Origin of the sequence: Caballeronia grimmiae, from assembly GCF_022879615.1 — a bacterium.
Lineage (GTDB): Bacteria > Pseudomonadota > Gammaproteobacteria > Burkholderiales > Burkholderiaceae > Caballeronia > Caballeronia grimmiae.
In genome coordinates this window covers 109,878-130,070 of record NZ_CP084276.1, presented here as the reverse complement: position 1 = coordinate 130,070, position 20,193 = coordinate 109,878, and the positions used below count along the sequence as shown (strand labels likewise).

Genomic DNA, 20,193 nt, shown 5'->3' with positions numbered 1-20,193 from the left:
CAAGAAACGCTACACCACTGAGGCACTGAAACAGATGGGGTTCGTCAGAGACGGAAGCATGATGGTCCGCCGCGGAGCCATGCGCCGTGTCCGGGCACAGGCCACAAGCGTCGACGGAGTCTGGTGGAGGGTCACGCCGCTTGAGCGCCAGTGGCGGTAGCCAGTCATGGTCGGCGAAAGAGCATGAAAAAGACGCATCTTTCCAGTCCTGCGGCACTTTCACGGCCGGTAGCCTTGTCGTTGCCCTGGGAGAGATGGTGGGCAGCACATCGCCTCGCCATGAGCTCCCCGGCACGCAGCACCCCGGCCCCTCGACTCCCGGCTCCAGCCGGCGGGCCAGACCTCCCTAAACGAGCGCAGGACCCGGCTTGCTGGAGCAAGCCGGTGTAGTACCGAATTCGACGAGGTTTCGCCCGCTGCCGCCGCCCTGACTGAAACACGACGCCAGGCACGCTGAGCCGAGGTTGCGAGGCCCAAAAGTGGTTTTGATGAAAGTCTGTTTGGCATCGACGCCAACGCAAAAGACTGAACACCCAACGAGGAAATATGAAGCTCAAGATGATCGGCCTTGCCGCCCTCTCCATTTTTGCCCTGTCCGCTTGCTCCGAAATGCAGATGGGTGCGCAATCCGCCAAGACGGCGGCGACCGGTTCCGCTGCCGGCGAAGCGTCGCAGAACGCGAACGCCGGCCTTCAACACTGCACCGCGCCGCTTGGCACCGTCGCTATCGTCGAGGATACGGAAGCGCCGTGGTACGGCCTTCTCACCGGCCAATATCAGCTCGGCTCGACGGTGCCGGTGCTGAAGCTGCTCGTCCAGCAAAGCAACTGCTTCGTGATCGTCGACCGCGGCCGCGCGCTCGGCACCGCGATGGGCGAGCGCTCGCTGAACGCATCGGGCGAACTGCGCAAGACCTCGAAGATGCATAAAGGCCAGATGGTCGCGGCCGACTACACGATCAGCCCGAGCGTGACCTTCAGCAACCGCGACGCGGGCGGCGGCGCAGCGGGCCTGCTCGCATTCGTGCCCGTGGTTGGCGGTGTGCTCGCCGGTGCCGCCGGCACGATGAAGGCGCAGGAAGCGTCGACCATGCTGACGCTCGTCGACAACCGCTCGAGCGTCCAGTTGGCGGCTGCCGAAGGATCGGCGCGCAACGTCGACTTCGGCATGCTCTCTGGCGTGTTCGCGGGCGGCTTCGGCGGCGCTGGCGCTGCGGGCGGCGGTGCCTACGCACGCACGGCACAGGGCAAGGTCGTCGTCGCGGCATTCACGGACTCGCTCAACAACCTCGTCGGCGCAGTTCGCCAGTACCGGGCGCAGAACGTCAAGGGCGGCCTCGGCAATGGCGGCGCACTCGTCGTGAACTGACGACCGCACGGAGGGCGGAGGTCCTGACGGCTCCGCCCTATCAAGCATTTAAGCAAGTGACCGTTATAGCGGTCTCAACGAAACCTCAAAGGAAGCACACATGCGCCTCTTTCTCGCCATCATCATTCCGTGGCTCCAGTTCTTTACGATCGGCCGCCCGATCGCCGGAATCATCTGCTTTCTCCTGCAGATCACGCTGATCGGCTGGATTCCCGCCGCTATCTGGTCCGTTTTCGCACTCGGCCAGTACAAGACGGATCGCAAGATCGAGCGCGCGCTCGGCAGCCGCGCCTGAGTCAAACTCTTATGGCCGGCGCCGGGGCATTAGCTTCGCGTCGGCCTTACTGTCAGATAGGCGCGTCGGCGAATCGGGAGTTCGATTTTGCAGAAAGGCATTCTTTCGCGCGCTGCGCTGCTAGCGACAATGACCGTATTTCTGACCGCTTGTGGTGGAAGCGGAGGCGCAGGCGGGTCTGGCTCGACCGTCGAAGGCGTGGATTCCGAGCGCCGCGGCTATCGGGATGACGTTAAACAATTCATTCTCGATCAGTATTCGAGCAATCCGGCGGTAAAAAACGCGGCGGACGTTGCTGCGAAAAACTTTCAGACCAGCATCACGGCGGCTGTACTTAATCAGGCCGACACGAGCGGCGTCGTCCTGGCGGCTGTGCAGAGCTCGGCATGCGCCGCTGACGCTGCAGGTCCAGCCAACATCGATGCGGTGGTTGAAGCGGTAAACGGAGTCTACGCTCGCACGTTCAGCACCCCCGAACGGCTGGCTGCGCGGAAGAAATTTACGCAAGCTGCAAAGAACGCCGCAGTGCTGAAGTACAACTTGTCGGCGTGCCCGAAGTCTGGAGGTGCGCACTGACGAAGGAGACCCAGACGCGCTTCGTCTCCTGCATCGTCCGATTGGCGGTTTGGTAACCCGCGTTTCGTGTCATTGACGACGCGACGCACTTGTCGCGTCACTCTCTCCAATCGCCGATGACAATCTCGCCTTCCACGTCATTGGCGGCCGCCACCTGCCTGGCGACCATCATCAATTCGTCGTCCGTCAAGGTGGATTGCTCTTCCGTCGTCAGCAGTACGCCCACGCCGTTCGAACCTGCTTCGGGCAACACATACGCCGCGCGATAGGTAGCCATCGCCTTTCTCCTGTTGTCCAGAACGGGATACTCCTGCCCCTCGCTCAGCCGCCGTCGTCCGCGAGCAGGGACGCTTGGGCCAAATCTAGGTTGGGCGTGGCTTTGGGCTTTGCGCTGCGCGGGGGCAGTGGGAAGGGCTCTGCGTGCATCGCGTCGGCCGGATAGAGCTGCAGGAAGGACCGCGTTTCGTCCGTGCTCTTGCAAGACAGCCAGTCCTCGTACTCGGTTGGCGGGATGATGACCACCGACCTCTTCTCTGCCCCCGGCCTATGGAACCGCTTCATCAATGGGTGATCTTCAGCGTTGACCGTCAACAACGTCATCGACAGGCTCGTTGAACCGTCGGTGGGTTCTTTCCATGCGCGCCATAACCCAGCGATCGCGAGCGGAGCGCCATCGGCCATGCCGATGCGCCAGCGCACTGCCTTGCCGGTCTCGTAGTCTGGCTCGTAGAACCGTCGGCATGGAATCAGAGCGAGTTGCAGCTTGTTCCACGCAGTGCGAAAACTCGTCTTCTGCCCCACTGACTCGGATCGCGCGTTCATCGTATCGAAGGCTTTCACGCCCGGTGGGATGAACTTGCGCGGGACCATCCCGAACGTCGCTGCGTCAGTCAAATACTCACCATCGACGCGGCGGAAGATCGGCGCGGCATAGTCCTTGTAGATTTCCGGCTTGTATTCGAAGTTCGGCACCGGAAACAGACTGAAGACGTCGAACGCGTCTTTCGGATTAGACTCGTAGCTCGTGCACACTGTTTTCGCCCTCCGTTGTCGAAAATATACACGGAGGCGGAGGAGTCCCCGCCTTCTTCGTTGTTGCGGCTTGGGTTGGGAGGTGTGGCACCCGTTTTGCGCAAAACGCCCGTTGGCCTTGCCGCGTGACTGGGATGCGCCGCCAAGAGCGGCATCGACTGTGGCCGGCCAGATAACCTACGCGAGAGGTTCCTATGGCTGCGCGTTCTATCGCTTCAATGACGCTGAGTTTCGGTCTGGTATCCGTGCCGGTGAAGGTTTACACGGCCACGGAGAGCAAATCAGGCGTCGGTTTCAACCTCATGCACAAAGAGTGCGGCACCCGGCTCAAGCAGCAGTACGTCTGCCCGCACGACGGGAAAGTCGTCGAGCGCGCCGACATGGTCAAAGGCTACGAGTTCGAGAAAGAGAAGTACGTGATTTTCGAGAAGTCGGAGCTGGAGGCGCTGGAAGCGAGCGCGAGTCACACAATCGACATCGTGTCGTTTGTGCCCACCGAGGCGATCGACCCGATCTACCTCGACAAGCCCTACTACCTCGCCCCGGACAAGCGCGGCGGCAAACCGTACCGGCTGCTGCAAGAAGCGATGAAGGACAGCGGCACCTGCGCGGTAGCCCGTTGGACGTGGAAGGGCAAGCAGCACATGGTGCAGGTGCGCGCCGGCAACGACGGCCTGATTCTCCAAACCTTGCTCTACGCCGACGAGGTACGTTCGCAGGCCGATATCGGCATTGAAGAGACGGATATTCAGCCGACGGAACTACAACTCGCCGAGCAACTGATCGAGCAGTACCGCGTCGACAGCTACGACGCGGGCGCATACAAGGACGAGGAAAAAGAGCGCATCCTCGCCGAGATCGACAAGAAGATCGCGGGCAACAAGATCACGGCGGCACCGGCAATCGAGCAGCCCGGCGCACAAGTCATCGACCTCGTAGAAGCCCTACGCGCCAGTCTAAAGAAAAAGCCCGCCGCAGCAGCGGAACCGACAGCGGCACCGCGCGCCGCACGGAAGACGGCCCGAGCCGCTGCACAAGCGCCGGAACCGGCGGAGGAAATGCCCCCCCCCGAAGCGCCGAGCGGTGCGCCGCGCGGCGACAGACGATCGACCAGCACCAGCGCGCAAGACCGGCACAAAGCGGTGATATGCAAGACGACGGGTACAGCCTTCGCGAAGTGCAGCGCCTGCTTGGCGTGTCGCGTAGCGTGGTCGAGCGGTTGATCGCTGCAGGCTTCGTTTCGCCGGCGAGCGGTGACAGACGAGAGCGGCGCTTTACCTTCCAGGACATCGTCATGCTGAGGACCGCGCACGCGTTGCGCGTGGCAGGCGTCTCCCCGATGAAGATCGTTCGCGCGCTCGATCATCTGCGTAAAAGCTGGGGCCGCGAAGGGTCGCTCACGGGCGTGCGGATCGCGGCCGTCGGAGACCGAGTGGCGGTCCGGGACGAGGCGAGCCGCCAATGGGACGCGGAGACTGGCCAGTTGCTTCTCGATTTCGAGGAACAACAAGCATCAGGAAACGTCGCTTCTTTGCAAGCGCCGCGCGCGCAGCGGGCACGCGAAGAAGCCGTCGAACTCTTTCGCCGAGCGCGCGCACTTGAGGACGACGACCTCGACGCCGCTGAAGCGGCCTATCGAAAGGCGCTCGAACGAGCACCGGACCATACCGATGCATCGTTGAACCTCGGCGGCATCCTTGTGGATACCGAGCGATTCGGCGACGCCATAGCGGTTTATCGGGACGCGCTGCGATACCGGGCAAACGACCCGGTGCTGCTGTTTAACATCGGGGTCGCGCTCGAAGATTCGGGCCACTTCCGCGAAGCACTGCAGTCATACGAGGCTTGCATCCACAACGCTCCTGATTTCGCCGATGCTCACTTCAACGCCGCGCGCATCCACGAAGAACTTGGTGAGGCGACTAAGGCCATCCGGCACTTCAATGCGTACCGCTTGCTCCAGAGAAACTCATAGGCGCCGCGGAATATGTTTTGCTTTAGGGCGACTGGAACAACAACGAGGAGTCGAGAATGGCAGACCAGCACAAGCCCGGCGAGAAGGTTCAGACTTCGGGCATCTACAAGGTTGTGAAGGAAGGCGACGGCGGCTCCGGCTTCGAGGTGACGTGCGTCGAGGGCGAGCATTTCCCGCCGACCCGAAGCGGCAAAGGCGCTCGCTACGAACTCGTCCATGCAGCCACGCATTCACACAAGCACAGCGAGCTTGGTAGCGGCGACTAAATAAATTTTGGATCATGGGCACAACGCGCGGACGCTGGCTGATCGCCTTCGCGGCGGCATCTCTGCTCGGCGGTTGCGCCGTCGGCGAGATGCCGCCGCCAGGCAGGTACCTGACTGACCGCGAGTGCCATGACCTGACTGCCCTGAGGACGAACGCAAGCCCCACGATGGCGGAGCACCAGTCAGAGTTAGCCGCGTTGCGGAAGGCGGGATATGACCCGTCGCCGTTTTGGGACGACCCCTACTATCCCGAAGATCTGCAATACGCGCAGCGCCTCGTCGACTACTGGTACCAGCACGAGTGCGTGCCAACACGAATTCCGTGAACCGGTGACCGACGACGAGCCGACCCAAACGACCCACGCGCGGCAACTGTCAATTGCGATCAGCAAGGCCCGCATAATCCCAGGCTCCCCAGGGAAGGTGACGTTCGTCTTGGAGAATCGATGCGACTGGGGTTTCGAGGTCGTCAGTAGCGCGTTTGAAATCAAGCGTACGTACACCGGTGCACGGCACGCGCTGCCGAAAGCGGGCTGGGGATACACCGTCACCGATGCGGTGAAGCCCGGCACCATGCTGCCGGCGAGAAGCGAGCTCTGGACGACCTTCGCGGCGGACACCCGAACGACATTTCACGGAGACGTCCCAGCAAGTCCGCCGTCTGTGCTCGACCCCCACTACTACTTCGCTGGACGCCTGCTCTACCGGCGGTTCCGCGGTGAACTGATTGAAACCAGCATTTATCGCAGGCTCTCTTATCCCGAACTTGAGTGCTCAATTGTTGAGCCGAGCGATGCCGGATTGAACCAGGAAGGCGTCGTTGTGTTTTCCGCAACCGGATAGCTTGGACACGTCTGGGGTGACCAGCATCGGCGTGCTGCTACGTTACTGTATCGGGGACCCGTGCTGGGTTTTTCCGTGATCATGCGTTTGCTGACGCCAAGGTGTTCTTGCGTCACCGCCTTTACAAACCAGATTGGATTGGTCGGTCGTGAGGCCAGTCGCAATCGCCCTCCCAACGGCGGGGCGCACACGCGGTCGTCGGCCATTGTTGTGCCGATCGTGATGTCGTAGGCCACTGCATGCGCGCCCGCGCCCCAAGTCGTTGTCGACGTCCCGCTCAGGCAAGCGCTAGACGGAGCGCCAACTATTGCATCTAGTCAGGATGCAAGCTGGTGTCCGCGGGAAGGCACAAATGCGCGAATCAGCATGTAGACCCCGGCGAGCCCCACGAGCACATACACGATCCTTGCGGCAACCGTGCCCGCCCCGAAGATTGCGGCGACCAGATCGAACTGAGCCGCACCGACAAGGCCCCAGTTCAACGCGCCGATGATGACAAGTGCGCCCGCAACCCAATCCACCGGAGTGCGTTTTACGACGGTGCCCTGCGAAGTTACTGTTGGCATGACTATGCTCCCTAATTGTCGGTTGCAACGATCGTCGCAATAACCTTGTGGGAGCAACGACTGTACCCTTGCGACAACCGATTCAATCTTGGGGCCGCCCTGCCATGGACGGCACGTCAGCCGTCAGCTCACGTGACACTTTGGAGCGACATCAACAAACTTTGCTGCAACACTTCTGGACTGCCGGACTTCAACTACAACTACCTTTAGCGCTCTTTCCGGCCGAAAGAAGCGCGGCGCGACCGACTCTCGTCAATCCTACCGCGCGCTTTAACGCGTCAAAGCCAGTAGCCGCTGCGTGGTAGAAAGCAGGGTACGCCCGCACCTATTGGCTGTTTTGTGTCGAACCTGTCGCGCCGGTACCCTTGGCGCGGTGTGAGCCAGTACCCTTGTGTGTTGCACTACCGTTTGACCGGTTTGACGAGCCGTTTGTCATAGCGCCGGTGCCGGTGCCCTGTGTCATGCCCCCGGCGGCGCCTGCGTTACCGCCTGCCGCACCGCCCGGGTTGCCAGCACCACCACCGCCTGCGCCAGCGCCCATACCGGTCCCACCGCCGGCCCCTGCCGCCATCCCGCCGCCTGAGCTATTGCCACCAGCGCCGCTACCAGCGCCGCCACCCCCTGCGCCGCCACCCCCTGCGCCGCCACCACCGGCCCCGCCACCCTGGGCGTATGCGCCCACCGACAGCGCCATCGCGAGCGCCGAAGCTAAAACTTTCGCGGTCATGCTTTTCATCGTTGCCTCCGATAACGATATCTTGCGAGCCCCCCGGCTCGCACCGACTCGGACGGTCTCGCATACGTCATGCCGTCGTCGCAAGCAGGTCATGTTGATCGTCTCTAATGCTGCGCGAACATCAGAGTGGCGCACCGGGACTAGCGTTTGCGATGAGCGCGCCCGGCGGGACAGAACGGCCTTATCGTCCCACGCGTGAACGACAGACTGAGGAACAAAATGAATACAGCAGCGAAATGCATCGTGACGACGGCCCTTGCGTGGGGCCTTTCGACGGGCGCTCTCGCCCAAGGCAACGCCGGCGGCGTCCCCGGCGGCAATGGGGCGGGTCGAGGCGGTGTCGGCATCGCCACGCCCAACGGGAGCGGCGAGACAGGCACGCCCGGCGGGCCGACCGTCAAGCACTCGACGCTCCCTATTAAGCGTCGCCACAAGACCAAGAAGCAAAGCTAGGTCTCGGTCCGCGGGCGTTAGCGCATGCCGACCGCCCTTCGCATCGCCACGGTGATGCCTTGCCGCGTCCGGTGAAATCCGTCCCAGGGATCGCTACCCAGCGAATGCATGCGCTGTGCGGCCGATTTGATCGTCCACTGATCGGCGCGGCCAATATCGCTCAACTCGTCCCACGCGATAGGCATCGATACGCCCATGCCCGACCGGGCGCGTGCCGAGAACACGGCGACCGTGCTCGCGCCTTTACTGTTGCGCAGGTAGTCGATAAAGATCTTCTTCACCCGGTTCTTGGGTCCGAGGACGGCTGAGAAGCGCTCGGGCATCAGTCTCGCCATGTAACGCGCGACTGCGTGGGAGAAGTCTTTCACTTCATCCCACTGCTGTCGGCGCGTGAGCGGCACAACGATGTGAAAGCCCTTGCCACCGCTTGTCTTGATAAAGCTCTTCAGTCCGATCTCATCGAGCAAGACCTTGGAAAGCGTCGCCGCGTCGACCATCATCTGCCATGACAGCTCGGGGTCGGGGTCGAGGTCGAGGATGAAGCGGTCAGGATGATCCAGATCCGGCTGTACCGCGTTCCAGCTATGCAGCTCGACCACGTTCATCTGTGCGAGACCGATGAGCGCTTCGTGATGGTCGACGACCAGCAGCGGCGGGTGGCCGGGGTGGATCTCGGATGGCAGTCGTGTGATCCCCGGAATCTTCGAACGCTCCTCGTGCTTCTGGAAGAACAACTCCCCGTGAATGCCTTCGGGTGCGCGTACCAGCGACACAGGCCGATCCTTAAGGTAGGGCAACGCGAACTCGGCGATCTCGTCGTAGTAGCGAAGAAGGTCGATTTTCTTCATGCGCGTGACGTCATCGATGATGCGCTCGGCGTTGGAGACTTTCACACCTGCGATAACGAGCGTTCCCGCGCGGCCGGGCGACACGCGCGTCGTTCCTGTCGCCTGAGGCAAGCTCTCTGGTTCATCCACGTCGACGACCGCCTCTTCCGTCACGGCCGCGGCGGGCTTGTCGTCCCGCATGCCTTGAAACACGGGATGACGAACCTCGCCCGACGGCGTCCATTCGAGAAACGACGCTTCGACGACGAGTTTAGGCTCTAGCCAGACAAAGTCGCGATCTTTCTCGCGCGGGGGCGGGTTGTAGAAAGCCGGATCGTCGCGAAGGAGTTTCGCCGCCTCCTTTTCCAGTTCAGCCAGCGGGCGCGGCTTCAGTTCCGCTTTTACGGTTCCGGCGAACCGCAAGCTGCCGTCGCGCTCGTGCACGCCGAGCATCAGCGATCGCATGCCGCTCTTCGCGCCCGCTAATCTCGTGTACCCGCCGACGACAAGCTCTTGGCGTTGTAAGCACTTGAGTTTGATCCAATCGGTCGAACGGCCCGAACGGTATGGCGCATCGGCGCGTTTGCCAATGATGCCCTCGAGCCGCATCCGGCACGCCGACGCCAGCAGCGATTCCGGGTCTTCAGTGAAGGACTCACTGAAGCGGATACGCTCGCTGGACGTCTGGGCGATCAATTCGCCGAGTAGCTCCCTGCGCTGCGAGAGCGGCACTTCCCGCAGATCACGTCCATTTAGAAACGGGACATCGAACGCGAAAAAGGTCAGTTCGGCCGTGCTGCGGCGGTCAAACGCATTCTGCAATGCGTTGAAGTCGGGTACACCGCTCTCGGTGAGCACGACCACCTCGCCGTCGAGCCACGCGTTGTCGACCGGCATTTCGTCGATAGCGGACGCCAGCGTGCGCATCTTCTCAGTCCAGTCGTGGCCACCGCGCGTGATGAGCTTCGCTTTGCCATGTTCGACTCGGCACATCAGGCGGTAGCCGTCGAACTTGATCTCGTAGAGCCAGTCGCCGCGCACGGGCGGGCGTCGTGCAAGCGTCGCGAGTTGCGGAGCGATGGCGTCGGGCAATGCCTCACCCGCCGTCTGACGACTTGAGCGCGCGCGACGCATTCATGCCCCCGGCGGGTCATCGATCACGCGAACGTGGGCCGTCGGATACATGTCCGCGGTAAGTTGCAGCGCATCCTGTTTATACGCGACGATGGTCACAAACACACCGTCTGGGCGCGCGGCATCGGGAACCTCGAGACGCCACCCAGCATCGTTGTCTGGTCGGAAGACCACTTCGTCCACCGGCTTGTCGCTAATGGTCATGGCGCTTGGCCTTAGAAATTTTCATCGAGCCACGCCTTCGCCCATGCGATCGCCCTTTCGTGCGCCGCCCGTTCCGTATCGAAATAGCCGATGTCCGAGAAGTGGAAGATCTGACCATCGTCCTCGTCTTCCCAAGGCGGCCGCTCTACCTCGCACCACGAATGCCAATGATGTCCAATTCGCTTGGGCCGAGAGTCGATCGTCCACTCACGGTGCTCGACCTTCATGGTGGCGTCGTCTTCTTCCTGCTTGCTGTACGGGAGCGTCATTGTCATCGGTGTAGGTGTTTCCAATCAGGTTGTCGTAATCGCTCTCACCGGCGCTCACGATCGCGCGCAGCATCTTGGTGAGCGCATCGTCGGGGGGCTTGCCTTCTAGAATCACCCGGGCCGTGCGCAGCGAAATCGAATGGCTCTTCGGCAAACCCGCGTCGGCCGTCTCAAAGTAAAACCGATGAAGCTCTGCCGCCGCGCCGGGCCGAGCATTCTCATGGGAGACGATCGTCACTTTCATGGCATTAGAGATCAGTACCATTGCCTGCTCACGAAGAGCAAGCATTGCGCCAAAGCAGGGCACCACTGTGCGCACCGCTCAAGAATATCGCGCTGTCGCCGTAAGAACGTAAGCTTCCGAATCTTTGGCAAGGCCTGCAGACCATCGGTCGCATTCACGTCCCTTGTCTTCATGCAGACAACCCTTATCCACCTGCCGTCGACTCCGCGGCATCAAGTCATTGCCGGGATTGTGGCCGTGCTTGCGATTGCTGCGGCCGTGCTCGTCTGGCCGTACGCCAAAGACCCCGGGACCCGTCATCGCGCCGTTTCTGCCGGTGTTCGCAACGTGGGTCACGTTGACCGAAGGCCTGACGGCCCTGCTGCTGTGGACGCAATATGCGGTCTCGGGCAGGCTCCTTTTCGCAGCGCTCAGCGGCGCGTACGCGTTCACTAGTGTGATCGCCGGCATCCAGTTGCTCGTCTTTCCGGGCGTGTTCTCGTCTGCCGGGCTGCTTGGCGCGGGTCCGCAAACGGCGGTATGGATATGGGTGTTCTGGCACGGCGGCTTTCCCGCGCTAGTGACCGTTTCCTTACTTGCCCGCAGCGTTCCATTGAACTTGGGTAGACGCGCTAAGGACCGCTTCGCCGTCATTGGGGCCGTCGCCCTCGCAGTGGCGTTATGTGCGCTCGCCACCGCCGGGCAGTCGCACCTCCCGCCAGTTGTCGCTCAATCCGGCTCGTACACTCAGTTGTCGAGCAGCCCCGCAGCGATCATTGTCGAAGCGCTCTGCTTAGCGGCGCTTGGGCTCCATGTATCGACGACCCGTCTGCGCTCGTTGATGGACTTATGGCTCGCCGTCGCCCTTCTCAGTGCGCTCATCGACGTGACGCTCACGCTCTCCGCAGGTGCCCGCTATAGCGTGGGATGGTATGCAGCGCGGGTAGCCTCGATGGTGTCATCCAGCGCCGTGCTGGGCATGCTGATTTACGAGACGACCGGCCTCTACCGGCGACTGTCCGAGACGCACCGCACGCTGATTGAGACGGCCGCACGCGACGGCCTCACGGGCGTGTTTAACCGCGCCTACTTCGACGACCGATTTCCGCGCGATTTCGTGTTCGCTTCTGCCAGCGGCCAGCCGCTTTGCGTGTTGCTGATCGACGTGGATCACTTCAAGCAGTACAACGACACGTTCGGCCACCTTGCCGGTGACGACTGCTTGAGACAAGTCGCAGGTGCGCTCTCAAAGGCATTGCGCCGGCAAAGCGACTTCGTTGCGCGCTACGGCGGCGAAGAGTTCGTTGTGGTGTTGCCCGCCTGCGAAGCGGCGGCAGGACTGCGCGATGGGGAGTCCCTCAGGTCGGCAGTCGAGCAACTCGGAATCCCGTCGGCCGCTTCGAGCGGCGCGCCGGTCACCGTCTCAGTCGGTCTCGCCTGCACATTCCCGACTCCGCCTGGGTCGGCACCCGCGCTGTTAGGCCTTGCAGACGTTGCGTTGTATCGGGCAAAGCTTTAAGTAAAGAATACCCCACCCTTTCCGAATAAGTAATTTCTTCATACACCCACGCCACGGCCCTTTATGGGCGGCGGGGCACATGCCGTGCTTGGTATGAAGTCTTTCGCGCAACGGAGAAGGCAATGAACCCGATCTTTGATGAAAAGACGCGCGATGGAGAGATCGCAAGAGCGCTGAACACGGCCCTGCACGCTCTCAGCGTTCATTCCGGCGCAATCGTGCTGCTCGACGACAGCGAACCGGTGACACTTAATTTTTCTTACGAAACTGCGGCGATCCTGCGCGCCATGGAACTGCTTGGCGTGAAGCCCGGGGAAACGCTGCCTGCGCCGAATTTCGTCGATCACAATCTCCGAAACAAAAACGTCCCGGGGTTTTAGGCCTCAGGACGTCGGAATGAGCGAGGCGGGTTCGGTGAGCCCTCATGGGTAGCCGTTGCCGCCCGATGCGCCGTAGACCTGCCCCGTCACGTAACTCGCCTGCGCCGAGGCCAGGAGCACGTACAACGGCGCGATCTCCGCGGGCTGACCGGGACGACCCATCGGCGTTTCTTTGCCGAAATTCTTTAGGTTCTCCTCCGTCTGTCCGCCGCTCACCTGCAGCGGAGTCCAGAACGGTCCCGGCGCGACGGCATTCACACGAATGCCGCGCTTGATCATCTGCTTCGCGAGCCCCTTTGTGAAATTGGCGATCGCGCCCTTGGTCATCGCATAGTCGAGCAAATTGGGCGAGGGATTGTACGCATTCACCGACGCTGTATTGACGATGGCAGAGCCCGGCGGCATATGCGGGATCGCGGCCTTGGTAATCCAGAACATGCCGTACAGGTTGGTGCGAACGGTCCAATCGAAATCCTCGGTGCTGATGTCGAGGATGGAATCGTGCGAGTGCTGGCGGGCAGCGTTGTTGACGAGAACATCCAGTCCGCCGAGCTGACCAACCGCCTGTTCGACGAGCTGCTTGCAGAAGTTCTCGTCGCGGATATCGCCGGGAATGGACACGCCCTTGAGCCCCGCGGCGCGAATCAGGTCAATGACTTCGCGAGCATCGCTTTCCTCAGCGGGCAGATGGACGATGGCGACATCCGCGCCTTCGCGCGCATAGGCGATGGCAGCCGCGCGCCCGATGCCGGAGTCGCCGCCCGTGATGATTGCCCTGCGGCCATTCAGCAGCCCGCTTCCGCGATACGTCGTTTCGCCGTGATCGGGGCGCGGCGTCATCTGGCCCGCGAGCCCAGGCCACGGCTGATGCTGCACCGGGAAAGGCGGATGCGCGTTTAGCGCCCGCGGGTCCTGCGGGGCCGCCGAAGCCGATGCGCCAGATGGGCCGACCACCGCGCCCGTACCGCTTCCCGCAGTGTTTCCCGCGTTGGTTCCTTGCGCGAGCGCCGTGCCGCCCGCGAGCATGGCGGCAGCGCCTGCCGTCGCCCCTTTCATCAGCTTGCGGCGTGAAAGCGACGTTTCGTCGTCCGACATTGACAGCTCCTCAGGTCATTTCCAGTGGTTGCCGTCCGCGGCGCAAGCCCCATTCCCACCGCTCGTGACCTAGTTTGTCGGTCGTGGATTTCGCAAGCACAAAAAAACCCCGAGACTAAGCTCGGGGTTATTCGAAAGTGCTGGCAGACGCTAAGCTGCCTCCGCAAAAAGGCTCAGTTGCATCAGGTCTTGGCCCAACAGCGCATCGTGCTCTGCATCGCTGAGAGCGTTCGACACGAGATGCGCGTCCAACTCGGCCGCCGTCAAATTCAGACGTTGAGCGAGTCGCGCGAAGTACTGCCCGCGCTTGGCCATGTCCTGATACCGCTGCGCCATACCGGTCGGCAACTTCACGATGCCTTCGTTCAGCCAGAAATGCGCTGATTCGATTGCGTCGCGATGCTGCGTGTCCAACATGAACGCAGTGTCATACGTGCAGGTAACGAACAGGCACGCTGCTTCCGCATCCACCTCGAACTGCGAGGCTTCCTCGAAATAGACGGTCTGTTCACCACCCGTTGTCATAGCATAACGACCAGGCCGGCCCGGATGCCGGTACGGATTCCACTGTTCAGCATCGAACGAGCGCAATCCCGTTGCAGGCGCTTCCTTGTCGTACCGACCGACTGGATACCAGCCGTGCAGAACGATGTCAGTCTTCGGCAAGCCGTCGAGCTTCGGAACCGGATACCGGCGTCCGAGCGCATTCACGTCATGCCAGACCGCCAGCGCCGGAAATGCGTGCGGCGCGTAGTGATGCATCGAGAGAAAGAAGTCGATGGCCACCAACTGCTGCGGCGTCACGAACTCGAACTGCGGCTCACACAGCAGCCGATTCTCCTCCGTATCCGGAATCGATCCGCTCCACAGCGCGCCCGAATGTGCCTCTGCGCGGTCGCGCTCGGCCGCGTCGATACTGCAGAGCATTTTCAGTAGACCAACACGCGTGAGGTAGCTGTACGTGTCTGCCTGGATGCGCGTGTAGCCCGCATCGCTCAGCGAACGGCCCACCAACTCGCGGCGCGACATGTCCCACTGGATCGCAAGCAGATAGTTGCGGAAGTCGTTCAGCGGTCGAAGATGCCCGTATTGCTCATCCTCGATCATGGCCTCCAGCGACTTGTCGCGATCACCGGCGACGCAACAGAAGGAGCATCCAAAACGCGAGCCGCAGGCGGCGCGAGCACCCGATTCGCCCACCACGACACCGCACGTTCCACCGTTTCCTGCCCGGTAGATCTCGGACAGGCGGTGAATCGTGCTCGGTGCCAACGGCGAGGGAAACGTCATGCCTTCGTCCGCGGCCAGCAGCGCGAGCATCGTCCACACATCATCGGACGTCCATTCGCTTAGCGGGCTGAGGGTCAGCGCCCCGTTTCTGCTTCGGACCGCAACTTCAGCGCTGTCGCGTCGCTCGGCCATCGCTACCGCTCGCGAGGTGCTTTCGTCCCTGCCAATCACATCTACAACAGACCGGCAAAGTGTTACATGCCATGCCGCATTGGCGAATTCGCACAGGTAACACTTTCGACGCGTAATTGCCTACGATTTTTCGAAATCCCGCTGCAGGTTTCCAGGAAGTGTTACCGCTCGATTCGATGGTGTAGCGCGTCGTGACCGACTGGCCTCTGAAACGTGAATGCGACTTTCGTTTTGCCGCTCATCCGTCGTGCGGCGCCTGCCTGACGCCTATCCCAAGTGAGAAGCTTTTGATTTCGGCTTGGCCGTTTCCATTGATGTCAGCTCGTGAATGATCCCGCAGTTCTCGACCGGCCGCGCACCACCACATCTCTCGCGCAGCTTGGTTAATTGCGCCCGAAGTTGAAGCAGTTCATCGATACGCGTGTTGACGTGGTCAATGTGTTCATCAATTAGCGCGTCCACGGCACCACAGCCGATGCCTGAGTTGTCAGCGGCCTCAAGCAGCGAACGAACTTCGTCGTGCGTAATGTCCAGTGCGCGGCAGTTCCGGATGAAACGCAAGCGGTCGACGTGGCCCTCGTTATAGGTCCGATAGTTCGCCTCTGTCCGGTCCGCCACGGGAAGCAACCCTTCCTTTTCATAGAATCGGATCGTGTCGGTGGTGCAATTAGCCAGTCGCGCCAGTTCACCGATTTTCATGTTTTTTCCGTTCCACCTTGACCTTGGAGCCACTCCAAGGTGTTTACTACATCATAAATCAAGGATGGATACCACCATGTCGGATGGAAACGTTTCGAAAAGGCGCCAGGAGCACGGCTCAGACGCTGTAACTGCACATGAGCAGGACCGCGGCCGCATTGCCAGGCGCGCAGAGCGCCATGATGACGAGGAACACGAACGCGGCTCCTCGAGCGGTCACGCCCACTGCTGCGAAGACGCAGACGACCGAAAGAGTGGCCACGACCACGACGATAGCCAGGCTAACGAACATTCGGGTGGAAAAAGCTGTTGCGCGCCTTCCAACGCCGACAGCTGTTGTGGCGCCGAGACCCGGACATTCGGAGCGCTTGCCGAGCCAATCGCGGATGGCTCGAATCAGCGAAAGCGCGGTCATGGTCACGAACACAGCCAAGACCATTGCGAGAGTGACGCTCCCCGACCTGCGGCCGGCAATAGCTGCTGTGCGACTGCCGCTAGCGATAGCTGCTGCGCACATCTTGCCTTATCTCTCAGCGCATTAGCCGCGCCGACTTCGGTTGGCGGCACGGTTCGGACACAAATCCGCATCCTTCAGATGGACTGCCCGACAGAGGAAGCGTTAATCCGCAAAAAACTGACTGGCATGCAGGCGGTTACCGCGATGGAATTCAATCTGATGCAGCGCGTGCTGACGGTTGCTCACAAGCCAGAGGCGCTTGCCCCCGTACTCGATGCCGTACGGTCACTGGGCTTCACGCCGGAGCTGGCTAGCGCAGATGGGCAACCTGAGAAGGTGCCGGAACCTGAGCACAAATCCTGGTGGCCGCTGGCGCTTTCCGGCATTGTGGCGATTTGCGCGGAGGTCGCCAGTTGGCTCTGACAGCCTTCTTGGCTCGTCGCCGCACTCGCTTTGCTCGCGGTATTTGGCTCGGGGCTGACGACATACAAGAAAGGTTGGATTGCCGTCCGCAACGGTAACCTGAACATCAATGCACTGATGAGCATCGCCGTCACGGGCGCGCTGCTGCTCGGCCAGTGGCCGGAAGCAGCGATGGTCATGGTGCTTTTCACCATAGCCGAACTCATCGAGGCAAAGTCGCTCGACCGTGCTCGCAATGCTATCCAGGGCTTGATAAGGCTGGCGCCGGAAACGGCGACCGTCAGGCAGTCGGATGGGTCGTGGGCTGAAGTGGAAGCGAGCTCCGTCACTCTCGGTGCGGTCGTCCGCGTGAAGCCTGGCGAGCGCATCGGTCTCGACGGCGAAATCACAAACGGCCGTTCGAGCATCAATCAAGCGCCCATCACTGGGGAGAGCCTTCCCATCGAAAAGGCGGAGGGTGACGCGGTGTTCGCTGGAACCGTCAACGAGTCGGGTTCGTTTGAGTACAGGGTCACTGCCGCAGCAAACAACACGACGCTGGCGCGCATCATTCACGCAGTTGAAGAGGCGCAGGGTTCGAAGGCTCCAACACAGCGGTTCGTCGACGAGTTCGCTCGCATCTATACCCCGATCGTTTTCGTCGTGGCGCTCGCAGTTGGGGTAGTACCACCGCTTTTGTTTTCGGGCGACTGGTTCGACTGGATTTACAAGGCGCTTGTCCTGCTCGTCATCGCTTGTCCCTGCGCGCTAGTTATCTCGACACCGGTCTCGATTGTCAGCGGCCTCGCGGCAGCGGCGCGCCGAGGCATCCTTGTCAAGGGCGGTACGTATCTGGAACAGGGACGAAAGCTCGAATGGCTTGCACTGGACAAAACCGGAACCATCACCCACGGCAAGCCGCTCCAGACAGAGTTCGAACTGCGTGTGACGGACATTGATGCCGCACGCGTTCGCTCACTCGCAGCAAGCCTGTCAGATCGTTCCGACCATCCGGTATCGACGGCCATTGCACGAGCCGCGGACAATGACGACATAACGCGGTATCGGGTCGAAGAATTTGAGGCAATTCCTGGGAGAGGCGTTCGCGGCGTTGTCGATGGGAAAGGTTATTCGCTCGGCAACCATCGGCTGGTCGAAGAACTTGGTCGCTGCTCCGCAGAGATGGAGGAGCGACTCGATGCCCTTGAACGTCAAGGCAAGACGGTCGTAATGCTGATTGACGACAGCCGGGTGCTCGCGCTCTTTGCGGTGGCAGACACCGTCAAGGACAGCAGCCGCGAGGCAATTTCAGAGCTTCACGAGCTCGGCGTGCGCACGGCGATGCTGACCGGCGACAACCGTCACACCGCGCAAGCCATCGCGAAGCAGGTCGGAATCGACCAGGCTGACGGAAATCAATTGCCGGAAGATAAGCTGCGTGCAATAGAGCGGCTCTCCGCGAACGCAGTCATAGTCGGCATGGTTGGCGACGGCATCAACGATGCGCCTGCGCTCGCGCGTGCTGATATTGGCTTTGCAATGGGCGCCATGGGAACTGATACGGCAATCGAAACGGCAGATGTCGCGTTGATGGACGATGACTTAAGGAAGCTTCCTGCGTTTATTCGTCTGTCGAAGGCTACCCACTCAGTTCTTGTGCAGAACATTACGCTAGCACTCGGAATCAAGGCTGTATTCCTTGCATTGACGGTGGTCGGCTACGGAACCATGTGGATGGCCGTATTCGCTGACGTGGGAGCCAGCCTGCTCGTTGTCGGCAATGGCCTTCGTCTGCTGCGCAAGTGACCGGGCGAACCTTTGCTAGTACGCTTTGAATCGACCGGAGGTTGCGATGGGATAGTTGCAATGTATGTTGCACGGGCATTTTCTCTGCCTTTCCGTTCGACATGTCGATCCTGCACTACGCAAGGACTCGGCGCGAAGTCCATTCATGCCACACCGGCCCTGCGTAACACCATCAGATGGCTGAACTAGGAGCCGCTTTTTCCCGCGCCTGACCAGGCTTCCCCGGCCCATCGACGGGGTCTGCATGCCGCGCATCATGAATAGCATCGAGAGCGGACAAATCAGTACGCTGGCCATCGCTACGAATGTGCTGAGCTCGCCCAGTATCTGAGGCAGAGCCCAGTAACCGATTGCTAGAATCAGTGCGAGAGCAAGCGCAATAGTCACCGTCGACTTCGTGTTGTACTTCGAGGTTGAATCCTCGCGGCGATGTGTTGAGATATTGTGGGAGAGAACGAAACACATATTTACTTCGACGGAGCAGCTGCGGCCTGGTCCGCGTACTTGAGCATAATGTCGCCCATCGCACGCATCATCTCGCCGTGCATCTTCATCGCGGTTTTCGGGTCCATACCGGCCGTACCGCCCATCATCGGGCAGTTCCCCATCATTCCGCCCATGCCCATCATCGAGCCGTGTTCCCGACTCGGCGATGACGAGCCGGGAGACGTATTCACTCCTGCTCCTGCTGCCGCCATGCTGACGGCACTTGCACCGAGAAGCACTGCCGGAAAAATCAATGCGCCTACAGTTTTAGTGTTCATGGAAAGCTCCGAAATTCAATTGAATCGTGTCGCTCGTGAAGCGTTCACGCGCAGGTCGACAGTCGTTGCGCGTAGGCGAACGTGTGCGAGCGACGGCACACAACCGATCAAACCTGGTTGAAAGGGAGTTACACCGAACGAGGCGGAGGCGCGGGAAGTTCCGGAATGAACTCTTCAGCGAAGTTGGGAGTAACCGCCCGATAGACAGGTGACGAAGGCGCGTCGAGGAGCGAATGCTTCACGGGTATGGGCGGCACACCGCAAAGGAAACCGCTTGCGCCGCCCGGGCAGACGTGATGGACGTTCACGGCGTTGTGTTCCACGTCGTGTCCGCAGGGTGTCGAGTCAAAGGCATCCGACACGCTGGCTTGCTGTGATGCCATTGCCGTCATTTCCGGGCATGACGTCGCCCATGCCGGGTCGCCAATCAAAGGCAACCAGACAATCAGCAAACATGCGACGAGTTTTACCCAAAATTTCATGAAGTTCAGTATAGGCCTGGTCGCGGCGCACCGCTAAGACAACGTCAGGAGACTCAGGCGTGGCTTCATGTCACTGGGGCCCATTTCTCCAGGTGCGGCAGGAACGCATCGGCGCCGACGAATCCGGCGAGTAGCGCGTCGAATTGCGGCCGCTGCGTCGAAAAAGGATGGCTGGCGGTTCAAAAGTCTGAAGCGCCTCGCCATCGCTCGGCGACCACCTCGTGCGCCGCGCCGAGCGACACCCGCTAACAGAAACGCTGCTCGGATGACAGTAGTGCCGACTCGTTGACAGTTGCGCGGCCAGCGACGTCAGAGAGACAGCAAGCCGAGCGCAATGCGCAACACATGTCTGACCGTCTCGTTCCACGCTTCAACTGATGTCGCTAGCATCGCGGGTTCT

The 20,193-nt window shown here is 61.1% G+C and carries 25 protein-coding genes and 1 pseudogene; 12 read left to right on the top strand and 14 right to left on the bottom strand.

What is annotated here, in order from left to right; translation table 11 throughout:
* The first annotated feature begins 546 nt into the window (after positions 1-546).
* The 3 genes from LDZ21_RS29080 to LDZ21_RS29070 all read left to right on the top strand — a co-directional run bounded on the left by LDZ21_RS29080 (position 547) and on the right by LDZ21_RS29070 (position 2,239).
* Positions 547-1,368: a CsgG/HfaB family protein gene (locus tag LDZ21_RS29080; RefSeq protein WP_244797939.1), complete on the top strand. Its 822-nt coding sequence runs from the start codon at positions 547-549 to the stop codon at positions 1,366-1,368.
* Positions 1,369-1,468: 100 nt separating this feature from the next.
* Positions 1,469-1,663, top strand: coding sequence for a hypothetical protein (locus LDZ21_RS29075; RefSeq protein ID WP_035510755.1), 195 nt, complete (start codon positions 1,469-1,471; stop codon positions 1,661-1,663).
* Positions 1,664-1,750: 87 nt separating this feature from the next.
* Positions 1,751-2,239, top strand: coding sequence for a hypothetical protein (locus tag LDZ21_RS29070; protein ID WP_244797938.1), 489 nt, complete (start codon positions 1,751-1,753; stop codon positions 2,237-2,239).
* Positions 2,240-2,336: 97 nt separating this feature from the next.
* Here the strand turns inward: LDZ21_RS29070 and LDZ21_RS29065 are convergent, their stop codons facing one another.
* Positions 2,337-2,516 carry a hypothetical protein gene (locus tag LDZ21_RS29065; protein WP_244797937.1) on the bottom strand — a complete coding sequence of 60 codons (180 nt, stop codon included), beginning with the start codon at positions 2,514-2,516 and terminating at the stop codon, positions 2,337-2,339.
* Positions 2,517-2,560: 44 nt separating this feature from the next.
* Positions 2,561-3,271 carry an SOS response-associated peptidase gene (locus LDZ21_RS29060; RefSeq protein ID WP_244797936.1) on the bottom strand — a complete coding sequence of 237 codons (711 nt, stop codon included), beginning with the start codon at positions 3,269-3,271 and terminating at the stop codon, positions 2,561-2,563.
* Positions 3,272-3,489: 218 nt separating this feature from the next.
* Here LDZ21_RS29060 and ku point away from each other — a divergent pair, with 218 nt between their 5' ends.
* From ku to LDZ21_RS29035, 5 genes are read left to right on the top strand one after another with little or no spacing between them, the layout of a single operon-like run.
* Entirely contained in the window at positions 3,490-4,494 is a 1,005-nt protein-coding gene (ku, locus tag LDZ21_RS29055) for a non-homologous end joining protein Ku (protein ID WP_404981118.1), read from the top strand.
* Entirely contained in the window at positions 4,419-5,246 is an 828-nt protein-coding gene (locus LDZ21_RS29050; RefSeq protein ID WP_244797935.1) for a tetratricopeptide repeat protein, read from the top strand. Before ku ends, LDZ21_RS29050 begins: the two co-directional genes overlap by 76 nt.
* Before the next feature lie 56 nt (positions 5,247-5,302).
* Positions 5,303-5,512 carry a YjzC family protein gene (locus tag LDZ21_RS29045; protein ID WP_244797934.1) on the top strand — a complete coding sequence of 70 codons (210 nt, stop codon included), beginning with the start codon at positions 5,303-5,305 and terminating at the stop codon, positions 5,510-5,512.
* Positions 5,513-5,526: 14 nt separating this feature from the next.
* The gene (locus LDZ21_RS29040; RefSeq protein ID WP_244797933.1) at positions 5,527-5,838 is read left to right on the top strand and encodes a DUF4148 domain-containing protein; all 312 of its coding nucleotides are present in this window, start codon (positions 5,527-5,529) and stop codon (positions 5,836-5,838) included.
* A gap of 4 nt (positions 5,839-5,842) precedes the next feature.
* Positions 5,843-6,355, top strand: a complete 513-nt coding sequence (locus LDZ21_RS29035; protein ID WP_244797932.1) for a hypothetical protein — start codon at positions 5,843-5,845, stop codon at positions 6,353-6,355.
* A 317-nt stretch (positions 6,356-6,672) separates the two neighbouring features.
* Here the strand turns inward: LDZ21_RS29035 and LDZ21_RS29030 are convergent, their stop codons facing one another.
* On the bottom strand, positions 6,673-6,921 hold the full coding sequence (locus LDZ21_RS29030; protein WP_035967811.1) for a DUF378 domain-containing protein: 249 nt from the start codon (positions 6,919-6,921) through the stop codon (positions 6,673-6,675).
* Between the two features lie 955 nt (positions 6,922-7,876).
* Here LDZ21_RS29030 and LDZ21_RS29025 point away from each other — a divergent pair.
* Complete coding sequence (locus LDZ21_RS29025; RefSeq protein ID WP_244797931.1) at positions 7,877-8,110, top strand: hypothetical protein; 234 nt, start codon at positions 7,877-7,879, stop codon at positions 8,108-8,110.
* Positions 8,111-8,127: 17 nt separating this feature from the next.
* Here the strand turns inward: LDZ21_RS29025 and ligD are convergent, their stop codons facing one another.
* Genes ligD through LDZ21_RS29005 form a run of 4 tightly spaced genes read right to left on the bottom strand, consistent with a single transcriptional unit; the run spans position 8,128 to position 10,788 of the window.
* Complete coding sequence (ligD, locus tag LDZ21_RS29020) at positions 8,128-10,029, bottom strand: DNA ligase D (protein ID WP_244797930.1); 1,902 nt, start codon at positions 10,027-10,029, stop codon at positions 8,128-8,130.
* A gap of 42 nt (positions 10,030-10,071) precedes the next feature.
* Positions 10,072-10,275, bottom strand: a complete 204-nt coding sequence (locus LDZ21_RS29015) for a hypothetical protein (protein WP_244797929.1) — start codon at positions 10,273-10,275, stop codon at positions 10,072-10,074.
* 11 nt (positions 10,276-10,286) lie between these two features.
* Positions 10,287-10,502 (bottom strand): hypothetical protein, encoded by a 216-nt coding sequence (locus tag LDZ21_RS29010; protein ID WP_244797928.1) that lies wholly within the window; start codon positions 10,500-10,502, stop codon positions 10,287-10,289.
* Complete coding sequence (locus LDZ21_RS29005) at positions 10,483-10,788, bottom strand: hypothetical protein (protein WP_244797927.1); 306 nt, start codon at positions 10,786-10,788, stop codon at positions 10,483-10,485. Before LDZ21_RS29005 ends, LDZ21_RS29010 begins: the two co-directional genes overlap by 20 nt.
* A gap of 337 nt (positions 10,789-11,125) precedes the next feature.
* Between LDZ21_RS29005 and LDZ21_RS29000 the strand changes: the two genes are divergently transcribed.
* Positions 11,126-12,286 (top strand): sensor domain-containing diguanylate cyclase, encoded by a 1,161-nt coding sequence (locus LDZ21_RS29000; protein WP_244797926.1) that lies wholly within the window; start codon positions 11,126-11,128, stop codon positions 12,284-12,286.
* A 122-nt stretch (positions 12,287-12,408) separates the two neighbouring features.
* Positions 12,409-12,666, top strand: coding sequence for a hypothetical protein (locus LDZ21_RS28995; RefSeq protein WP_244797925.1), 258 nt, complete (start codon positions 12,409-12,411; stop codon positions 12,664-12,666).
* 42 nt (positions 12,667-12,708) lie between these two features.
* On the opposite strand, the gene LDZ21_RS28990 is transcribed toward LDZ21_RS28995, so the two are convergent.
* The 4 genes from LDZ21_RS28990 to LDZ21_RS28975 all read right to left on the bottom strand — a co-directional run bounded on the left by LDZ21_RS28990 (position 12,709) and on the right by LDZ21_RS28975 (position 16,315).
* Positions 12,709-13,761 carry an SDR family oxidoreductase gene (locus LDZ21_RS28990; protein WP_244797924.1) on the bottom strand — a complete coding sequence of 351 codons (1,053 nt, stop codon included), beginning with the start codon at positions 13,759-13,761 and terminating at the stop codon, positions 12,709-12,711.
* Positions 13,762-13,911: 150 nt separating this feature from the next.
* The gene (locus tag LDZ21_RS28985) at positions 13,912-15,183 is read right to left on the bottom strand and encodes an adenine nucleotide alpha hydrolase family protein (RefSeq protein ID WP_244797923.1); all 1,272 of its coding nucleotides are present in this window, start codon (positions 15,181-15,183) and stop codon (positions 13,912-13,914) included.
* Positions 15,184-15,450: 267 nt separating this feature from the next.
* Entirely contained in the window at positions 15,451-15,882 is a 432-nt protein-coding gene (gene cadR / locus LDZ21_RS28980; RefSeq protein WP_244797922.1) for a Cd(II)/Pb(II)-responsive transcriptional regulator, read from the bottom strand.
* 118 nt (positions 15,883-16,000) lie between these two features.
* On the bottom strand, positions 16,001-16,315 hold the full coding sequence (locus LDZ21_RS28975; protein WP_244797921.1) for a hypothetical protein: 315 nt from the start codon (positions 16,313-16,315) through the stop codon (positions 16,001-16,003).
* A gap of 162 nt (positions 16,316-16,477) precedes the next feature.
* On the opposite strand from LDZ21_RS28975, the pseudogene LDZ21_RS28970 reads away from it, so the two are divergent.
* A pseudogene (locus LDZ21_RS28970) lies at positions 16,478-18,547 on the top strand (heavy metal translocating P-type ATPase).
* Positions 18,548-18,562: 15 nt separating this feature from the next.
* On the opposite strand, the gene LDZ21_RS28965 reads toward LDZ21_RS28970, so the two are convergent.
* The 3 genes from LDZ21_RS28965 to LDZ21_RS28955 form a co-directional block, all read right to left on the bottom strand.
* Entirely contained in the window at positions 18,563-19,012 is a 450-nt protein-coding gene (locus LDZ21_RS28965; protein ID WP_244797920.1) for a DUF2933 domain-containing protein, read from the bottom strand.
* 2 nt (positions 19,013-19,014) lie between these two features.
* Positions 19,015-19,311: a hypothetical protein gene (locus LDZ21_RS28960; protein ID WP_244797919.1), complete on the bottom strand. Its 297-nt coding sequence runs from the start codon at positions 19,309-19,311 to the stop codon at positions 19,015-19,017.
* Positions 19,312-19,439: 128 nt separating this feature from the next.
* Complete coding sequence (locus tag LDZ21_RS28955; protein ID WP_244797918.1) at positions 19,440-19,793, bottom strand: hypothetical protein; 354 nt, start codon at positions 19,791-19,793, stop codon at positions 19,440-19,442.
* Positions 19,794-20,193: the final 400 nt, after the last annotated feature.

Excerpts from the sequence above, each read along its gene's own strand:
- LDZ21_RS29025 (WP_244797931.1), top strand. The coding sequence starts at position 7,877 with ATGAATACAGCAGCGAAATGCATCGTGACGACGGCCCTTGCGTGGGGC.
- LDZ21_RS29050 (WP_244797935.1), top strand. The coding sequence starts at position 4,419 with ATGCAAGACGACGGGTACAGCCTTCGCGAAGTGCAGCGCCTGCTTGGC.
- cadR (WP_244797922.1), bottom strand. The coding sequence starts at position 15,882 with ATGAAAATCGGTGAACTGGCGCGACTGGCTAATTGCACCACCGACACG.
- LDZ21_RS29030 (WP_035967811.1), bottom strand. The coding sequence starts at position 6,921 with ATGCCAACAGTAACTTCGCAGGGCACCGTCGTAAAACGCACTCCGGTG.
- LDZ21_RS29075 (WP_035510755.1), top strand. The coding sequence starts at position 1,469 with ATGCGCCTCTTTCTCGCCATCATCATTCCGTGGCTCCAGTTCTTTACG.
- LDZ21_RS29015 (WP_244797929.1), bottom strand. The coding sequence starts at position 10,275 with ATGACCATTAGCGACAAGCCGGTGGACGAAGTGGTCTTCCGACCAGAC.
- LDZ21_RS29080 (WP_244797939.1), top strand. The coding sequence starts at position 547 with ATGAAGCTCAAGATGATCGGCCTTGCCGCCCTCTCCATTTTTGCCCTG.
- LDZ21_RS28990 (WP_244797924.1), bottom strand. The coding sequence starts at position 13,761 with ATGTCGGACGACGAAACGTCGCTTTCACGCCGCAAGCTGATGAAAGGG.
- LDZ21_RS28985 (WP_244797923.1), bottom strand. The coding sequence starts at position 15,183 with ATGGCCGAGCGACGCGACAGCGCTGAAGTTGCGGTCCGAAGCAGAAAC.
- LDZ21_RS29005 (WP_244797927.1), bottom strand. The coding sequence starts at position 10,788 with ATGAAAGTGACGATCGTCTCCCATGAGAATGCTCGGCCCGGCGCGGCG.
- LDZ21_RS28995 (WP_244797925.1), top strand. The coding sequence starts at position 12,409 with ATGAACCCGATCTTTGATGAAAAGACGCGCGATGGAGAGATCGCAAGA.
- ku (WP_404981118.1), top strand. The coding sequence starts at position 3,490 with ATGACGCTGAGTTTCGGTCTGGTATCCGTGCCGGTGAAGGTTTACACG.
- LDZ21_RS29045 (WP_244797934.1), top strand. The coding sequence starts at position 5,303 with ATGGCAGACCAGCACAAGCCCGGCGAGAAGGTTCAGACTTCGGGCATC.
- LDZ21_RS29040 (WP_244797933.1), top strand. The coding sequence starts at position 5,527 with ATGGGCACAACGCGCGGACGCTGGCTGATCGCCTTCGCGGCGGCATCT.
- LDZ21_RS28955 (WP_244797918.1), bottom strand. The coding sequence starts at position 19,793 with ATGAAATTTTGGGTAAAACTCGTCGCATGTTTGCTGATTGTCTGGTTG.
- LDZ21_RS28960 (WP_244797919.1), bottom strand. The coding sequence starts at position 19,311 with ATGAACACTAAAACTGTAGGCGCATTGATTTTTCCGGCAGTGCTTCTC.
- LDZ21_RS29010 (WP_244797928.1), bottom strand. The coding sequence starts at position 10,502 with ATGAAGGTCGAGCACCGTGAGTGGACGATCGACTCTCGGCCCAAGCGA.
- LDZ21_RS29065 (WP_244797937.1), bottom strand. The coding sequence starts at position 2,516 with ATGGCTACCTATCGCGCGGCGTATGTGTTGCCCGAAGCAGGTTCGAAC.
- LDZ21_RS28965 (WP_244797920.1), bottom strand. The coding sequence starts at position 19,012 with ATGTGTTTCGTTCTCTCCCACAATATCTCAACACATCGCCGCGAGGAT.